The following is a 17,942-nucleotide window of genomic DNA, read 5'->3' as shown; positions in this document are numbered from 1 at the left end:
TGAGGAAAAATGCTGCTAGGGCACACCCCAAACGCGATCGAAAAACAGGAGTATTTCAGTATGGGGTAGAGCCAAATTTTTAAGGCTGTACTTAATGTTTTTCTTAAGTACCTACCTATGAAATGGATGTAGGTAAGGGGCGTGAGCAGGACGCGGAAGCTTTACTCGGTTTTGACTTATTCTTACATGGATGTAAGCCATTAGAATAACGCAGGAGCAGTTATCGAGCCCACTAGGTTACAAACCTCGCGCCGCGATTTAATCGCCCCTAGATTGAACAAATTTCAATCCACAAAGATCAACACGCCCTAGTGAAATAAATTAATTTTGCAGATAACAAGCTTGCTAAGCTCTTTTAATATGCGTTAACTTGCTGTTTTAAGGTTTATTAGGAAAAGTTAGTGCAGTCAATTACGCTTGAGCAATTTAATGGTTACTTACAAGGGCAAGGCAAAAGTCGTTACGACATATGCAACCTAGATTGGCAAGTGAATCTAGCAGAACATTGGCTGCTTCTAGGTGCTAATGGAGCCGGTAAATCTGCACTGACAGCTGCGTTAGTTGGTGAAGCTAAGTGCGAAAGTGGTAAGCGTATAAGTAGTATTAATAAACCTATGCTCGTGTCTTCAGATTCGCATAAACAGTTACTGGCCCAAGAATTAGAGCATGAAAAGCATAGCCTCGTTAAAGACCTTATATTTGCAGAGCATAGTAATAATGGTGAGTTATTAGCGCAGCTAATAGAATTATTTAAATTTAGCTCATTACTAAATAGGCACTTTAGAGACCTTTCAACGGGTGAAACTCGTAAACTCCTACTTATAAAAGCACTCAGCTCCCATAGTGAGTTAGTCGTGCTTGATGAGCCATTTGATGGACTCGACGTACAATCTTGCCAGCAGCTTAATAAAATACTCATAGAGCTTAGCCACACGATTACTTTTGTTTTTGTACTAAACCGCCTAGACGAAATCCCTTCATTCATTACTCACTATGGTTATGTAAACCAAGGCTGCTTGTTACATACTTTAGCAAAGCCAAGTAGTGAGCAATTAAGTGACTTACTAAAACTACTTCATTTAGAGCATACTTCATTGGATGTGCCATCTCCTGACGCCGAGCAAGAGCAAAAGGCATTCACCGGTAATACCTTAGTTAAATTGAGTAATGCTAAAGTTAGTTACAGTGATGTAAGCATATTCAAAAATCTCAATTGGACTATAAAAAAGCATCAGCATTGGCAGCTTACTGGAGCGAACGGTTCAGGTAAAACATGCCTATTAAATTTAATAACAGGTGATAACCCACAGTGTTATAACAATGACATTGAAGTGTTCGGTTTTAAACGCGGAACCGGGGAGAGTATTTGGGATATAAAACAGCATATTGGTTTTATATCTAACGCGCTACATATGGATTACCGCGTAAGTATATCGGCTTTAAATACTGTTATTTCAGGTTTTTACGACAGCATAGGTTTATATCAAAAACCGAGCGACGCACAAATTAATATTGCTCAACAGTGGCTGGCATTTATTGGTTTAAGTGATAAAAAAAATACCTCATTCACCCAGCTATCGTACGGCGATCAACGTATGCTTTTAATTGTACGAGCTATGGTAAAGCATCCAACGTTACTTATTTTAGATGAACCTTGCTTAGGATTAGATGAAGCAAACAGGCAACGTGTACTGCTACTAATAGAGAAAATTTGTGCTGCTAATACAAGTACTGTGATTTATGTAAATCATCATGCGGCAGACAAAATTAAAGGAATAGAGAATTACTTAAAAATGGAAGACTTTAATTAAAAGCTCAGAGAAAGGTTGAGCGAAAATTCACTCAACCCATTTTTATTTTAAAGACGAGTAACGCTAAAGCCTTTATCTCGTAGCTGTTTAAGTAACCCGTGTTTTTCAGGTAAATGCAGAGCGCCTACGGCAATAAATAGTTGCTCGTTTGCTAAACGCGGTGTGAGTTGTTTAACCCAATTATTATTGCGGTTAGTTAGCATTACTTGCTCGCTAATTTCACCGTAATTACTGTCATCAAAACTCATGTTGTAGTAATCGGTTAGTGTATCCATATCCCCGTTTTTCCAGGCATTAACTAATTTGATAAAGTAAGTATTAATATCGCTGAGTTGCTCAAAGGTTTCTTCAATCATTTCATTGCTTAATAGCGCCATACCATCAAACATTTGTAGTTGTTGTTCTAGGGTTTCAAGCTCGCCAATTTTAATATTATGCTCTTTAGCATAACTAAGCACTTGCTTGTCTATGCCGGTTTTATCTGAATAACCTGCATTTTGAAATTCAATTTGCATCATAGTCACCATAACAGCCCAAGGCTTTAAGCCATTAAACATAGCAATATCAATCGACTTTTTAGCAAAGTAATCTTTTAGCTTGGTATAATTTTGCTTTGAAAGCTCAGTTTGCAGTGTTTTACCGTCACTTAGCATCATAAATGGCATTGAATGCTGCTGCATTTCAAGTGGAGTAAGTTTGCTTATATCAACTTCAACAATCACTTCTTTGCTTGCACTAATTGCATCGGTTACATTTTTAGGTAAGCCTTTCATGCTGGCATCACCAACGTGTACAGTGCCAAATAAGTAAGAGCTGACGCCATTTTTTTCTATCTTGTATATGGCAGGAGCAGCATAGCTGTTAAGGCTAAATGTTATAAGTAATGCCACAATAAAAAAGTGGCTAACACGGGTAAGAGCATTCATGGTTTGTCCTTAAAATCTCGAAGGTTAGTAGTGTAAATACTAACCTAAATTTACTTCAGAGGTAACGTTAATATAAACGTTAACGTATTGCTTTCGGTATTACTGGCCGTAATAGTAAAGCCATTTAAGTTACATAAGCTCTGTACAATTGATAATCCTAAACCATGGCGCTGGTTATTAGTTCTAGATGAATCTAGCTGATAGAGCGGGTCAAAAATAGCAGTGAGCTGTTCACTACTTAGTGGTTTATTTACTTTGTTACTAACAGAGATGGTCATGTTTGTGCTGTTATTTACGGCAGTTAATTTAATTGGTGCCTCAGGGAGTCCATAAAATAGTGCGTTATCGATTAAGTTACATAAAATGGTATTTAAACTAAATTCGTCAGCATTAAGTGTAAACTCGTCAGTTATCTCATTATTTAAACGCGCTTTAATAGTTGGGTGCTTAAAGGTCAGCTCATCAACAATTTGATTTACTAGGTTATTTAGAATGATATTTTGTGCATTTAATTGCATTGCACTGCTACTTGAGCGCTGCAACAGTAATAGGTTGCTAACAATCGTTTTCATACGCTGTGAAATATTAAGCACATCACTGGTATAGGTGTCGCTAATTCGTTTATCGTCAGGGTAGCGAATAGCCACCTCTGAGAGGCTTATGAGTTCAGCTATTGGGGTTTTAAGCTCGTGTGCAATGTCGCTTGTTAGGCGTTTTTCATTACTATAGAGTTGCTGATTAACGGTAATAAACTTATTTAGCTCGTTACGTATAGGTTCTATTTCTTCTACTTTAAAGTCGCCTTCTATTGTTTGCGCAACACCGGTAATATCGAGTAACTTAATTTGGTCGTTTAAGTTGTGTAGCGGGTGCAGACCTTTATTTACAATACGTGTCACTAAATAGCGCACACCAAACACACCAAGTACACAGGTTAAAATAAAGACCACATCAATAATAATCAGTACTTTATTAAGTTCGGAGGTGGGCGCTGCGATTGCAAGAGTCATGGTATTAAAAACAGCAGAGTGAGTGGGATTTCTATCATCTTTTTGGGCTACAAAGTGACTTATAAGTGCGCGACCATCACGCCCGTTAGGAAGCTCGTAATCTATAATTTTAGATTCGTTTATCGGCATTTCTAAAAAAGGCAGGTTAGCATTTTCATAAAGCGCTAATGAGTCCGAGCGTTCAAACACATCACGGCCATGCCATAATTGGTAAAACTCCGTGGCATCTGCAGCTTCATATTCCGACATAAACTCACCAGCAAAATCAAATTCAACCACGTTGTTGTCATCTTCAACTAAGGTTTTTAAGTAGTTAGCTTTGTTAGTTAAAGACTGATTAAACTGATCTTCCACCCAAGTATCAACACTTAGATCAACGGTTAAAAATATGGTGAATAAAATAACAGAGATCACAGCGCTAATATTATTAACGAGTTTACGTTTTATTGAGTGACTTTTATTTTGTTGTTGCGACATAACCAAATCCACGTTTGTTTTTTATCGGGAGCTCGCCATCAAACTGTCTTACTTTTTTACGTATGGTTGAGATGTGTGCTTCAAGCGCATTTTTAGAGAGCATATCAAACTGACCTACCACCGCTTCACTTATAAGCTCAAGCCCTAATACTCGCTCTGGGGCGTTAAATAAGCATTCTATTATTTTGTATTCATTGCGAGTGAGCTCAATGGCATGTTGCTTGTAGTGAAGAGTTTTAAGTGACAGATCTAATACGCAATCACCTACGGTAAGGGTATTTTGTTGGTTTTGCAGTGAACCACGACGAAGTAATGCAAGGACACGAGCATGGAGTTCTTCAAACGAAAATGGCTTAGTTAAATAATCATCAGCGCCTTTCATAAGGCCGCTAATTTTATCTTGAGGCTCACTTCGTGCCGATAAAATTAGCACACGGCTTTGGCTATTACTGCTGCGCAGTGCTTGTAAAATACTCATGCCATCAACGCTCGGTAGCATTAAATCAAGTACTAGGAGGTCGTAGTTTCCACTGAGTGCCATACTCAACCCTTCTGAGCCATCACCAGTTTCATCTACGGTAAAACCAAGGTTGCTAAGGCCAACTTGCAAGCTGCGTCTTAGTGCTTCAGAGTCTTCAATAACGAGGATTTTCATGTTTACTCGGTTTATAAAAATAGCCTTGTTACTTTAACAAGGCTTTATTATCAAGTCACTTGGTTAATGATACCAACCATTTGTATAAGCTAGATTACCTAAGTTCGCGTGGGCTAGGGCTTTTTTAACTAGTTGCTCATCGTTTTCACATGGTACAAGCTGGTTATTGCTATACGTATAGGTGGTTGCTGGTTTTTGTGGTTGTAACACCACCACTTTATTATCGTGCATGTAGGCAAAGTTTTTGTCGTATTGCATCATTGCGCGTTGTTTGTTGTCGCTAATTGGCTTTGATAAATCATGACCTATCATAGGGTGCTTACCACTTGCGCCAATTAAAGACAGTAGAGTAACAGGAATATCGAGCTGGCTGGCTAGTTGGCTATCTCGTTTATGGGTAATACCTTTACCAAAAATAACGGCCGGAATTTTAAAGTGATCAACCGGTACTAAATTTGAACCCGATACGCGCGAGTCGTGATCGGCAATAACTATAAATACAGTATCATCCCAGTAGCTCGATTTTTTAGCTTTTTCGATAAAGGTGCCTAGTGCGTAATCGGCATACTTGGCAGCATTATTACGGGTTTGTTTTTGTTTATCGTACAGCGTTATTTTATCGTCAGGAAAGTCATACGGGCTATGATTAGAGCTTGAAAATATAAGGCTAAAAAAGGGTTTGTTTTGATTTTTAAGCTTAGTAAGTTCTATATCGGCTTGGTCGTACAAGTCTTCGTCTGATGCGCCCCACGAGCCATTAAAGTCTATTTTTTTAAAGTTATTTGTATCTACGATACTTTTAAAACCGTTGCCTAAAAAGAAGCTGCGCATGTTATCAAAATGGCTTTCGCCACCATAAATGAACTGCGTGTTGTAATTTTGCTTCGCTAAAAAATCAGCAATGGTAAAAAAGTCACGTTGTGATTTATCAAGCTTAACAACTGCACGCGAAGGCGTTGGTGTAAACCCTGTAATTACTGCCTCAATTCCACGTACTGAACGTGTACCCGTGGCGTATAAATTATCAAACCCCCAGCCTTGTTTATAAAGGGCGTCTATATTAGGTGTAAGCGGTAAACCGCCAAGCGTGCCTACATAACGAGCACCTAAACTTTCTTGTAAAATAATGACTAAATTTTTGGGTTTACCTGTATTACTTGCGCCATGAAACGTTTTTGTTGGGGCGGTTACATCACTAAATGTGCCTTGCGTGTTTTGCATGTTACTACGCACAATACTAAGCAATTCATCGGTAGGCATTTTGCCATAATAGTCTTGGCTTGATTGTTCGTTAGAGAGTTGCTTAACTGCAAATGCGACGCTATAAAGTGAGTTAAGGGTTAAGTCGTTAAGTAAGTGATCGGTAGAAAACGAGACCATGGCGGGGTTAAGGGGTCTGTGCCCTAATGAGTTACGCGCGCCCAAAATAGTTAAGCATACTAAAACAAGCGCTAAAATTGATTGGTTTAAGCCTGTTAGTGATGACTTGCTTTGCCATTGATTGCTAAATACTTTGCTTGCAAATTTACAGCTTAAAATAAGTGCTATAACAGCAATAAATACTTCTAACTTATAGCCTGAAAAAATCATTTTTGAGACTTCTCTAGGATAAATTAAATATTCTATAAATAAGCGGTTTGGGCGTAAATCGTACTCGCTTATAAACGTAGGCGTAATCACTTCAAAAAAAACAAGTAAAGCAGACATCGTCACTAAATAAATTTTAATGAGGCCGCGTACTTTATTTTGCCAACCTACGCTTTGCATCAGTAAGGTAAGTAGTAATGCGGGCATAATAATGTAGCTTAGAGTGGCTATATCTACTCTTAACCCACCTATAAATATAGATAACCACGCATGCGATCCAAATACACGCTCCCCTTGCCATACACTTAATCCAAAGCGAGCAAGTGTTAAAAAGCTAAGTGCCAAAACAGTAAATACAACAAAAATCCATACAGGGCCAAGTGCATTTTGTATTTTAGGTATAAAAGTTAGCTTTATGCCCATAACACAGCCCACCAAATAAGAGCGGCAATTAGCATAGCTATAAACACGCTTGCAGAGGCAATATCTTTAGCTAGCCCCGAAAGCTCATGGTATTCACTGCCAATTCTATCAACTACAACCTCAACTGCCGTATTTACCAGCTCAGCAAATAATACAAAAAGCAGGCTGGCTATCAGTAATAACTTGTCGCTTAGTGCAATTTCTTGTAGCCACACAAACACACCGAGTAACGAAAACAGTGCTAACTCTTGTTGAAACGCCGCTTCAAATCGACTCATCCATTTTAAGCCGTTAAAAGAATGGCTTAAGGTAAAAATAAGGCGCATTAAGCCTTGGCGTTTTATAACGGTTTTATTGCTCATAATTGTATTTCGCTTGGTGTTGTTTGGCAGCTAGCAAGTAAATCAAGCGATGCCTGATATGTTTTGCTCTTAATGCCAATTAAATTTAAAAGGGTGTGAAAAATATTGTTGTGTGAGCGCGCAGCGCGGGTGTCTAAATTAGCTAAACAGGTATTAGTAATGCGCTGGTTATGCTCATCAGCCCACATATAAAGGGGGACATGTGTTTGTGTACTTGGGGCAAAGCTATACGGAAAACCATGCAAATAAGCACCGCCTTCGCCAAGTGATTCACCATGATCAGAGACATATAAAAACTGCTTATCTATATTGTTTGGCAGCGCTTTTAATTGCTCAATTACCTGGGCGTTCACAAAGTCGCTGTACGCAATTGTGTTGTCGTAGGTATTAACTAATTCATCGAGTGAGCAGTTTTGAATGTCGCTTCTATCGCACGTAGGCGTAAATTGCTTAAACTTATCTGGGTAGCGTTTAAAGTAAGTTGGTCCATGTGAGCCCATCATATGTAGGACGATAACGGTGTTAGCTTGGCTTAAATTAGCGAGTTTGCGTTTAAGTGGAGCAAGGAGTGCTTCATCAAAACAATATTTCCCATCGCAAAGCGCTGATGGGGTGGTTGGGATATCAATGTTAACAACACGAGGGCATACGTTTTTACAGCCGCTGTTATTATCAACCCACAATACATCGCTGCCAGCTTGTTGTGCTAAATCAATCAGGTTTTGTTGGTTGTCGGCTGCTAATCGATCAAAGTTATCTTGTGTTTGCAGTGAAAACATACACGGCACAGACACAGCAGTAGCGGTGCCACAAGACGCCACATTATTAAAATACGTCACATTATGCTTTTGTGTATAAGGGTTGGTGTTGCGCTTATAACCTTGATAAGCAAAGTTTTCTGCTCGTGCGGTTTCGCCAACAACCATAACTGTTACGCTGGTGGTGTTAGGCGTAATGAGAGTGGGTGTTGCATCTATATTTTTAAATTCCATGTTGGTATACAGCAGCTGATCGCGCATATATTTATAACCGCTAGAGAGATATTGAAACGGAATAATTTCTTTTTTCAAAATGCGGTTGTTACGTCCAGTGGCTGCGTAATCGGCGTAAAAGTTAGCGACCACTAAAGCAATTAGCGTTAAGCAGGCAATAATAAGTTTTATGCGGCTAATCGCTTCTTGATGAGGGCGAGTAAAGTGTATTTTTACTTTGCTTAATATAAAAACAGGTAGCGCACAAAACAACAGTAAAAAGGCTATGAGCTGCGGGTTTAAATAGCTCAGCGCTTCGCTTGAATCCGTTTCGAACGTGTTTTGAATCATTGAATAGTCAAACACAACACCGTAATTTAATGAGCCGTAAAGCACGGCGCTAGAAATTATCAGTAAAAGATAGTTAATTGGTTTTAATAACCATCTAACCGACACTATCGAAAAGAAAATAATTAAAAGGCATAACAAAAGTAGCGGGACTGAAAGTAAAAATAGCCATGAAAAAGATGCAAGAGAGGTTATGGCGCTAAACGAACCTTGAATAAAAGGAATGTTTATAACTAAACAGTAATAACAGGCAATCATCACTACAAAGGCATTTGCACTACAGTGAATGTAAAACCGTTTACTACGATTTGGCTTTTTTTGTGCTGGTGTTTGACTAATTACGTTCATATTTAGGCTCGTTTAAAATAACAACGCCATGCTATGCAACAACACTTAAGAGTCGCTTAAGAGAACCTACGCATTACCTGAAGGTGATAAATAATTTTATTTATAAAAATATTCTTAAAAATTAATCAAACCTTAAATAAGGGATATAAGAATAGTGAATTTCTGAGAATAAAATTAGAGCATAAAAAAACCACTACCAGCTTGTATAATGAATTTTAAAACCTGATAAATTGCCTTTTAGTCTTTTTGTTAGATTAACTTTGGTGTTGACTTAAAGGGCCTAGCGCGGTACTAATATAAAAAGAGAGCGAAGGAATAACCTTCGCGATAATTGAACAAAATTTGGTATTAATTACATGCTTACAAACGCACTTAACCTAGTCCTGATTATTATCGTGGTGATTATTCCCGCGAGGGCTTCGTAGTGCTTTAAAAACTTAAGCATTAAAAAAGCCCTCCGCACTTAACCGTTCGGAGGGCTTTTTAGTTTTAAGGGCAAAGTTTTTAGCGTAAAAATGTAATTGGGTTGTCACTGAGGAATGAGGGTTTATTAATGACAGGCGCAGAACTAACAATCGACTTATTGGCCAAACACGGCGTAAATGAAGTATTTGGCTACCCAGGCGGAGCTATTATGCCAATTTACGATGCGCTGTATGGCGCGCCAGTCAAACACTACCTTACTCGTCATGAGCAAGGTGCAGGGTTTGCAGCTGTTGGTTATGCTCGCAGCACGCGTAAATTAGGTGTGTGTTTTGCAACATCGGGCCCAGGTGCAACTAACTTAATAACTGCCCTTGCTGATGCGATGATGGACTCAGTACCATTATTGGCGATCACCGGCCAAGTGCCTACTGCAGCTATTGGTTCAGATGCGTTTCAAGAAATAGATGTACTAGGTATGTCGCTTTCGTGTACTAAGCACAGCTACATGGTAGAACGAGCGGAAGACTTAGCAGAGATATTACAAGAAGCAATTCATTTAGCGCAAAGCGGCCGACCAGGTCCTGTACTTGTCGATATCCCAAAAGATATTCAAATGGCGCAAGTACCTTTTAAGCCTTGGCTTGCAGCTGATGAATACTTACCAGAGTTAGATTTAAAGCAAGTTGCTATTGCTAATCAATTGTTGAGTGAGGCTAAACAGCCTGTAGCGTACGTAGGCGGTGGTGTACAAGCCGCTGACGCGCAAGACGAGTTAATGCAGTTTTTAAATAAAACCCAGATGCCTGCTGTATCAACACTAAAAGCATTAGGCAGTGTGTTACCTGACTACGAGCATTACTTAGGCATGCTAGGTATGCATGGTGGTCAAGCCGCTAATATTGCCGTGCAAGAATGTGATGTACTTGTGTGTATAGGTGCGCGCTTTGATGACCGCGTAACGGGTAACTTAGCTAAATTTGCAGCTAAAGCTAAAGTAATTCATTTAGATATTGATGCCGCTGAAGTAGGTAAGCGAAAACCTGCTAAAGCTTCATTAATTGCTGATTTAAAAACGTCGTTACCTGCACTTGAGTGCTTTGTAACACCTAAAGCGTGGTGTGACACAAATAAAGAAATGAATATCAAGCACGCGTGGCGTTACGACTACCCAGGTGAGAAGGTTTACGCACCGTACTTATTAAACCAACTGAGCCAACGCATGCCAAAAACTGGCGTTGTGTGTTGCGATGTAGGTCAGCATCAAATGTGGGTAGCACAACACATGAAGTTTACTCACCCGAGTAATCATTTAAGTAGTGGTGGCGCAGGCACAATGGGCTTTGGTTTACCGGCTGCTATTGGCGCACAAGTAGCACGCCCTGATGACTTTGTTATCACTGTATCGGGCGATGGCTCAATAATGATGAATATTCAAGAGTTGGCCACGATTCGCCGTAATAATTTACCTGTAAAAATATTAATTTTAGATAACCAGCGCTTGGGTATGGTTCGCCAATGGCAGGAACTGTTTTTTGAAGGACGTTACTCTGAAACTAACCTGTCGGATAACCCAGACTTTGTGCAACTAGCTGCTGTATTTGGTATTCCAGGGCAAACAATTACCCACGCGAACCAAGTTGATGATGCTATTACAGCATTAGTTAACAGCAAAGGCCCGTACATAGTACATGCCTGTATTGATGATAAAGAAAATGTTTGGCCACTTGTACCACCTGGGGCTGCTAACGACGAAATGATGACGGAGAAAGCAAAATGAAACATAGCCTAACTATTGCATTAAAAAGCCAAAGTATAGCGGTAGAGCGCTTTTTACGAGTGGTGCGTCATCGTGGTTTTAACCTAACGCATTTTCAGCTCAATATGGATGATGGCTTATACAACGTAGCCATGACGGTAGATAGTGATAAACCTATTCACCTATTAACCAGCCAGCTAAACAAGCTGGTGGATGTAAAAGAAGTCACTTTACAAAATTTACAGCACCAACAGGCTGTGTAATTACGAATTAAAAAATAATTTACGAGTAACTGAGTCACTCGGTTATTCACCAATTTTAGAATGAGGAATGCCCGCTTATATTGCGGCAAAAACTGAGGTAACTATGGCTAAATTAAGAAGTGCAACAACAACTGAAGGACGTAAACGCGCAGGCGCAAGAGCATTATGGCGCGCAACAGGTATGACAGACTCTGATTTTGGTAAACCGATTATTGCCGTAGTTAACTCGTTTACACAATTTGTACCAGGGCATGTACACCTTAATCAGCTTAGTGAGCTTATGGGTGAGACAATAACCCAAGCGGGTGGAGTTCCTAAAGAATTTAATACCATTGCTATTGATGATGGCATTGCGATGGGACACGGCGGTATGCTTTATTCGCTGCCTTCACGCGATTTAATTGCTGACTCGGTTGAATACATGGTAAATGGTCACTGCGCCGATGCGATGATCTGTATTTCAAACTGCGACAAAATCACCCCAGGGATGATGCTTGCAGCGCTACGTTTAAACATACCGGTAATATTTGTATCGGGCGGCCCAATGGAAGCGGGTAAAACTAAACTTGCTAACATCGACATTAAACTTGATTTAGTTGATGCCATGGTTAAAGGTGCAGATGAGTCGGTAAGTGATGCAGATTCAGAACAAGTAGAGCGTTCTGCGTGTCCTACATGTGGTTCGTGTTCAGGCATGTTTACTGCAAACTCAATGAACTGTTTGTTAGAGGCAATAGGCTTAGCACTTCCGGGTAACGGTACCACGCTTGCCACCCATAAAGACCGTAAACAACTGTATGTTGAAGCGGGTGCTCGTATTGTTGATTTATGTCGTGAGTATTATCAAAAAGATAATCAAGATGTATTGCCCCGCGCTATCGCTAACAAAACAGCCTTTATGAATGCAATGGTTGTTGATATTGCAATGGGCGGCTCGTCAAATACCGTATTACATTTGCTTGCTGCAGCGCAAGAGGCCGGCGTTGATTTTGATATGTCGCACATTGATGCTTTATCTCGTAAAACACCGTTTTTATGTAAAGTTGCACCAGCAACACCAGAGTACCATATTGAAGATGTACACCGTGCTGGTGGCATGATGGCAGTTGTACGTGAGCTTGGTAAAGCGGGCTTAGTTGATATGTCAGTGAATCATGTTGCTGGGTCAACAATGGCTGAGCTTGTTAAAAAATGGGATGCAACTGACCCAACTAACGAAGTAGCGCGCAAATTTTATCGTGCGGGTCCTGCGGGCATTCGTACTACTAAAGCAATGAGCCAAGAGTGTCGTTGGGATGAAGGTGATAATGACCGCGTGAATGGTTGTATTCGAAGCGTTGAACACGCTTTTCGCCAAGACGGTGGCTTAGCTGTGCTTTCGGGTAATCTAGCCGTTGATGGTTGTGTTGTAAAAAGTGCTGGCGTAGTTGACGAAATGCTACATTTTGAAGGCACCGCCATTGTATACGAATCACAAGATGATTCAGTAGAAGGGATTTTAAATAACGAAGTAAAAGCGGGCGATGTAGTGGTTATTCGTTATGAAGGCCCTAGAGGCGGCCCAGGTATGCAAGAAATGCTATACCCAACAAGCTACTTAAAATCGAAAGGCTTAGCTGAAAAATGCGCACTTATTACTGATGGTCGCTTTTCGGGTGGTACTTCGGGTTTATCAATTGGACATGTATCGCCAGAAGCGGCGAGTGGTGGTGCAATTGCTTATGTTGAAAATGGCGACAAAATCATTATTGATATCGCAACACGTGAAATCACATTAGCGCTAAGCGACGAAGAACTTGAGGCACGTAAACAAAAGCAATTAGCACGCGGAAAAATGGCGTACAAGCCAGTTGATCGTGAGCGTTATGTATCGTCTGCTTTAAAGGCTTATGCATTACTTGCAACAAGTGCCGATAAAGGCGCAGTGCGCGACTTAGCTAAATTGGAGGCGCTTAGTTAATTATGGTCTCTCAAGAGCTCGATTATTTTCGCGCTATTATTCAAGCAAACATGGAGCCTTTGGCTAAAGTTACTGAGGTTAGCGAAATGGCTGAACTCAGTAAAAAGCTAGGTAACCATGTTTGGTTAAAGCGTGAAGACCAACAGCCCGTGTATTCATTTAAGTTACGCGGTGCGTATAACAAATTAAATAAATTACCTAAAGGCTCAGTGGTTATTACTGCTTCTGCGGGTAATCATGCTCAAGGGGTTGCATTGAGTGCATCTCATCTTGGGCATCAAGCGACTATTGTAATGCCAGTAACAACGCCTGAAATAAAAGTCAGCGCAGTGCGCGCACTTGGCGGTGAAGTTGTATTACATGGCCATCATTTTGATGCAGCAAAAGCCTATGCGCTTGAGCTTACAGAGCAACGCAATGGTATATTTGTCCCACCATTTGACGATCCGGATGTCATTGTTGGTCAAGGCACTGTAGCACGCGAGTTAATGCAGCAATTAAACGAGCTTGATGCTGTGTTTATTCCTGTTGGCGGTGGTGGCTTACTTGCTGGTATGGCGGTTTACATTAAATCGTTGCGTCCAGATATAAAAGTAATTGGCGTAGAAGCCGACGAAAGTGCGTGTTTACAAGCAGCACTTGAAGCCGGTAAGCCAGTAGAGCTTGATCGCGTTGGTAGTTTTGCCGATGGCGTAGCGGTTAAAATTATTGGCACTGAAACATTTCGTTTAGCGCAAAAGTTTTGCGATGAAGTTGTAACCGTTACTAGCGATGAAATATGTGCAGCCATGCAGGATATTTTTGTATCTACGCGTGCAATTGCAGAGCCATCAGGTGCACTTGCAACGGCTGGGCTTAAAAAGTGGAGTCAGCAGTCGGGGTTAAAAGGACTACATTTAGCGGCTGTGCTTTCGGGTGCTAATTTAAACTTTGATCGCCTGCGTTATGTTGCAGAGCGCACTGCGCTGGGTGAAAAAAACGAAGCGCTATTAGCGGTTACTATTAAAGAAGAAAAAGGCAGTTTTAAACAGTTTTGTGCTTCTTTAGGTGGCCGTGCTATTACTGAATTTAACTACCGTTATGCAGGACCTGGTGAGGCGCAAATATTTGTAGGTATTGCACTTCGCCAAGGCGAGCAAGAGCTCAATGAGTTAAAACAAGACTTAACAAATAACGATTATCAATTTTGCGATTTGTCGGATAACGAACTCGCTAAATTACATGTGCGTTATATGGTTGGCGGAAAAGCACCAGAGCAATTACATGAACGTTTATTGCGTTTTGAATTTCCTGAGTATCCGGGTGCGCTTGCACGCTTTTTAGATACTTTAGGCAGCAATTGGAACATTACCTTATTTCATTATCGTAATCACGGTGGTTCGATGGGGAATGTATTGGCAGGTTTTGCTATTGAGCCGAGTCAGTATGAAATGTTTAACGAGCATTTGAATCGCTTAGGTTACAGTGTACAAGATGAAACACAAAATCCGTGTTTTACCCAATTTTTAACATCAAAACCGCAAGCAGAAAAAGCCGAAAAACTCGCCTCAGTATAACCCTTCTTTAAAGGCAGGCACCTAACTAGGGTGCTTGCTTTATTACACGTTTTACATATAGTTACAGGTAATCGTCATACTTTTTGAGGACACCTATTTGCTATTTAAAGGATTAATCATTGGATTGTGCTTTTTTTGCAGCCATATCGCGGCGCAAGAATCAGTCACATTACAGCTAAAATGGACACATCAGTTTCAGTTTGCTGGCTACTATATGGCTAAGCAAAAAGGCTTTTATAATGAAGCGGGCCTTGATGTAACTATTAAACAAGCTAATCCAATGAAACCTGATACCTTTGGTCCTGTGGCCAGTGGCGAAGCACAATTTGGTGTAGGGCATTCCGGTATTTTACAGCAACGTATTAATGGTCAGCCTTTTGTTGCAATGGCAGCCTTATTGCAGTTTTCACCTTATTGCTGGATGGTAAAAGACACGTCTGATATTTTTCACCCTCGTGACTTTGTTAATAAACGTATCACTGCTGTGAGCAAAAATGACGGCACCGAGCTACTTATTATGCTTAAACGCAGTGGCGTTGATGTAGATAAACTCAAAGTTTACAATGGCGAAAATTTTAACCAGGCTTGGATTGAAAACAAGCTAGATGCTATGCAAGTTTATGTTACTACAGAGCCTTATTATATGACTCAACAAGGCGTAGCTCATCGGCTTGTTTGCCCACAGCGTTATGGTATGGACGTATATAGCGACATTTTATTTACTAGCGAAAACATGCTTAAGCAAAATCCGCAAACGGTCGAAAAATTCTACCAAGCGAGCCTAAAAGGTTGGCGCTATGCAATGATGAACATGGATGAAGCCATTGCAGTCACCCAGCAAAACTATGCACCGAGTAAGAGCTTTCATCAGCTCGCCTTTGAGGCTGAAGTACTAAAAAGTTATATAACCCCACCCACTACCAGTTTAGGGCATATGTCGATAGCAAAGTGGCGTTTAATTGCTGACTTATATGGCATACAGCAAAACGAATTTGACGAAGTGAAATCTCACTTTATTTATAAATACCAAGAGCCTGAAAAGATGCAATTATCATGGATGCTTATAGCAGCTATTTTGGTGAGTATTATTTCAATACCTTTGTATTTACGGCTGATTTTTAGCCAAAAATAACTGCTTAATGAGAGCTCACTGAGCTGATATAATTAATTGTCTTTTTATTTTTTAAGCTGTTATGACTTTAGCTGAGCAATTTTTTGCACTTGATTCACTTTTAATGCGCCATCGTCAGTATTGGCAGTGCACCGCATTTGATTTTGACACTATTCCTTGGCCAGAGCTGCAAGGCATACTTAACGAACTAACTGATGATCAGGTAACCGTTCTTGATAACGATCAAAATCAGCTATACCAATTTTTTAGCCAACACATAAACCAACTTGATGAACTTGCTAAGCTATGTGAGTTACCTAGCTCTGCACACTCTCGATCTGATTATCCGTTTTGGATAAGTAACGGCATTAAAGGTCGTAAGTTTGATCAGTTACAAGACTTTGTATCTGCACTACCTAATACTAAGCAACCAGTTTTAGAGTGGTGTGCGGGTAAAGGACACTTAGGGCGAATGCTTGCTTTTAATGGCGCAAGTGATGTGCATAGTATTGAACTGCAACAAAGCTTATGCGAGCAAGGACAAAAAAGTGCACAGCAACAAGGCTTGGCAATGCACTTTAGCCAAGCAGATGTATTAAAAGAGGATATCACTCAATTTTTTAATGCTGATATGCATGCCGTAGCGCTACACGCATGTGGTGGTTTGCACCAAGCATTTATGCGCCAAGCAAGTTTAGCGAAAGTACAGCAAATTAGCTTTTCACCTTGTTGCTATCATTTATTTACGGCTAATGAGTACCGTGTAATGAGTGAGGTTGCAAATAAAAGCGAGCTTAACTTAACGCATCGCGATTTAAAGCTCGCATTACAAGAAACCGTTACAGCGCCTTCTCGTCTGGAAAAAGTACGTAAAACAGAACTAGAATGGCGACTTGGTTTTGACGCACTTAGAAAATCGATTACTGGCGAGCAATATTATGTAAGCGTACCTTCGGTTAACAAAGCTATATTCTCAGATTCGTTTAAATCATTTTGTGCATGGGCTGCAGAAAAAAAGGCAATAAACCTACCTCAAGATACTGATTATAATAAATATTTAGATATTGGGGTTGCTCGAAAAAAAATAACTGACCGAGTTGAACTGGTTCGACATGTGTTCAGAAGAGCAATTGAAGTTTGGCTTGTGCTCGATCGTGCTTTATATTTGCAACAGCAAGGCTATCAAGTAAGCGTTAAAACGTTTTGTGAAAAGCAGTTAACGCCTCGTAATATTTTGATTCTTGCTAATACCCATTAAATTTCCGTCCTCGACTTAATAAGAGATGCAATGAGAAAGTTAAAAAATTTATTCGATAACAATAAACGTTGGGCTGCACGTACAAGCGAAGCTGATCCTGAGTTTTTTAAAATTTTATCTATGCAACAAAATCCAGAGTATTTATGGATTGGTTGTTCAGACTCTCGTGTACCTGCTAATCAAATAGTTGATTTATTACCAGGCGAATTATTTGTGCATCGTAACGTTGCAAACGTGGTTGTACACACTGACCATAACTGTTTGTCGGTTATGCAGTACGCTGTAGAGGTTTTAAAAGTAAAACATATCATGGTAGTAGGTCACTATGGCTGTGGTGGCGTACAAGCCGTTTTAAACAATGCAAAATTTGGCTTTATTGATAATTGGCTACGCCATGTAGGGGATGTAAAAGAAAAGCATCTTGAACAACTTGATGCAATGCCTGAAAGCGAACGTTTAAGCCGCCTTATTGAGCTAAATGTAATTGAGCAAGTGCGTAATGTATGCCGTACTAACATTGTGCAAGATGCGTGGGAGCGCGGCCAAGAGCTAAGCGTTCATGGTTGGGTTTATGGTTTAGAAAACGGCCACCTTCATGATTTAGAATCTGTAGTAACGTGCGCGAGTGAAGAAACGCAAAGCTACAAAAAAGCAGTGCAGCACGTACTTAATAAAGTGGGCGAAAATAAATAAA

14 protein-coding genes are annotated in these 17,942 nt (G+C 40.2%); 8 read left to right on the top strand and 6 right to left on the bottom strand.

Features of this window, described 5'->3' with window-relative positions:
• Positions 1 to 401: 401 nt before the first annotated feature.
• Positions 402 to 1,811 (top strand): ATP-binding cassette domain-containing protein, encoded by a 1,410-nt coding sequence (locus I6F44_RS17455; RefSeq protein WP_197174260.1) that lies wholly within the window; start codon positions 402 to 404, stop codon positions 1,809 to 1,811.
• Between the two features lie 47 nt (positions 1,812 to 1,858).
• Here I6F44_RS17455 and I6F44_RS17450 read toward each other — a convergent pair whose 3' ends face one another.
• The 6 genes from I6F44_RS17450 to I6F44_RS17425 all read right to left on the bottom strand — a co-directional run bounded on the left by I6F44_RS17450 (position 1,859) and on the right by I6F44_RS17425 (position 8,918).
• Positions 1,859 to 2,737: a TraB/GumN family protein gene (locus I6F44_RS17450; protein WP_197174259.1), complete on the bottom strand. Its 879-nt coding sequence runs from the start codon at positions 2,735 to 2,737 to the stop codon at positions 1,859 to 1,861.
• A gap of 50 nt (positions 2,738 to 2,787) precedes the next feature.
• Entirely contained in the window at positions 2,788 to 4,224 is a 1,437-nt protein-coding gene (locus I6F44_RS17445; protein ID WP_197174258.1) for a sensor histidine kinase, read from the bottom strand.
• A complete protein-coding gene (locus tag I6F44_RS17440; RefSeq protein ID WP_024591423.1) occupies positions 4,205 to 4,879 on the bottom strand; it encodes a response regulator transcription factor in 675 nt (224 codons plus the stop codon). The genes I6F44_RS17445 and I6F44_RS17440 overlap by 20 nt, the downstream gene beginning before the upstream one ends.
• A gap of 63 nt (positions 4,880 to 4,942) precedes the next feature.
• Positions 4,943 to 6,889: an LTA synthase family protein gene (locus I6F44_RS17435; RefSeq protein ID WP_197174257.1), complete on the bottom strand. Its 1,947-nt coding sequence runs from the start codon at positions 6,887 to 6,889 to the stop codon at positions 4,943 to 4,945.
• Entirely contained in the window at positions 6,880 to 7,251 is a 372-nt protein-coding gene (locus tag I6F44_RS17430; protein ID WP_024605310.1) for a diacylglycerol kinase, read from the bottom strand. Before I6F44_RS17430 ends, I6F44_RS17435 begins: the two co-directional genes overlap by 10 nt.
• Positions 7,248 to 8,918: a phosphoethanolamine transferase gene (locus I6F44_RS17425; RefSeq protein ID WP_165721247.1), complete on the bottom strand. Its 1,671-nt coding sequence runs from the start codon at positions 8,916 to 8,918 to the stop codon at positions 7,248 to 7,250. Before I6F44_RS17425 ends, I6F44_RS17430 begins: the two co-directional genes overlap by 4 nt.
• Positions 8,919 to 9,471: 553 nt before the next feature.
• On the opposite strand from I6F44_RS17425, the gene ilvG reads away from it, so the two are divergent.
• From ilvG to can, 7 genes are all read left to right on the top strand, one after another.
• Complete coding sequence (ilvG, locus tag I6F44_RS17420) at positions 9,472 to 11,121, top strand: acetolactate synthase 2 catalytic subunit (RefSeq protein WP_007582116.1); 1,650 nt, start codon at positions 9,472 to 9,474, stop codon at positions 11,119 to 11,121.
• Positions 11,118 to 11,363, top strand: a complete 246-nt coding sequence (gene ilvM, locus I6F44_RS17415) for an acetolactate synthase 2 small subunit (protein WP_010553831.1) — start codon at positions 11,118 to 11,120, stop codon at positions 11,361 to 11,363. The genes ilvG and ilvM overlap by 4 nt, the downstream gene beginning before the upstream one ends.
• 103 nt (positions 11,364 to 11,466) lie before the next feature.
• Positions 11,467 to 13,323: a dihydroxy-acid dehydratase gene (gene ilvD / locus I6F44_RS17410; RefSeq protein WP_010553830.1), complete on the top strand. Its 1,857-nt coding sequence runs from the start codon at positions 11,467 to 11,469 to the stop codon at positions 13,321 to 13,323.
• A gap of 2 nt (positions 13,324 to 13,325) precedes the next feature.
• Positions 13,326 to 14,879, top strand: a complete 1,554-nt coding sequence (ilvA, locus tag I6F44_RS17405) for a threonine ammonia-lyase, biosynthetic (RefSeq protein WP_007582109.1) — start codon at positions 13,326 to 13,328, stop codon at positions 14,877 to 14,879.
• A 97-nt stretch (positions 14,880 to 14,976) separates the two neighbouring features.
• Entirely contained in the window at positions 14,977 to 16,011 is a 1,035-nt protein-coding gene (locus tag I6F44_RS17400) for an ABC transporter substrate-binding protein (protein WP_024594413.1), read from the top strand.
• A gap of 61 nt (positions 16,012 to 16,072) precedes the next feature.
• Positions 16,073 to 17,248 (top strand): methyltransferase, encoded by a 1,176-nt coding sequence (locus I6F44_RS17395; RefSeq protein ID WP_197174256.1) that lies wholly within the window; start codon positions 16,073 to 16,075, stop codon positions 17,246 to 17,248.
• Between the two features lie 30 nt (positions 17,249 to 17,278).
• Complete coding sequence (gene can, locus I6F44_RS17390; protein ID WP_007582103.1) at positions 17,279 to 17,941, top strand: carbonate dehydratase; 663 nt, start codon at positions 17,279 to 17,281, stop codon at positions 17,939 to 17,941.
• Position 17,942: the final 1 nt, after the last annotated feature.

It is taken from the genome of Pseudoalteromonas sp. NZS11_1 (assembly GCF_015864275.1).
In the GTDB taxonomy this organism is placed as follows: domain Bacteria; phylum Pseudomonadota; class Gammaproteobacteria; order Enterobacterales; family Alteromonadaceae; genus Pseudoalteromonas; species Pseudoalteromonas arctica.
This window is presented reverse-complemented; position numbering and strand designations above follow the sequence as displayed.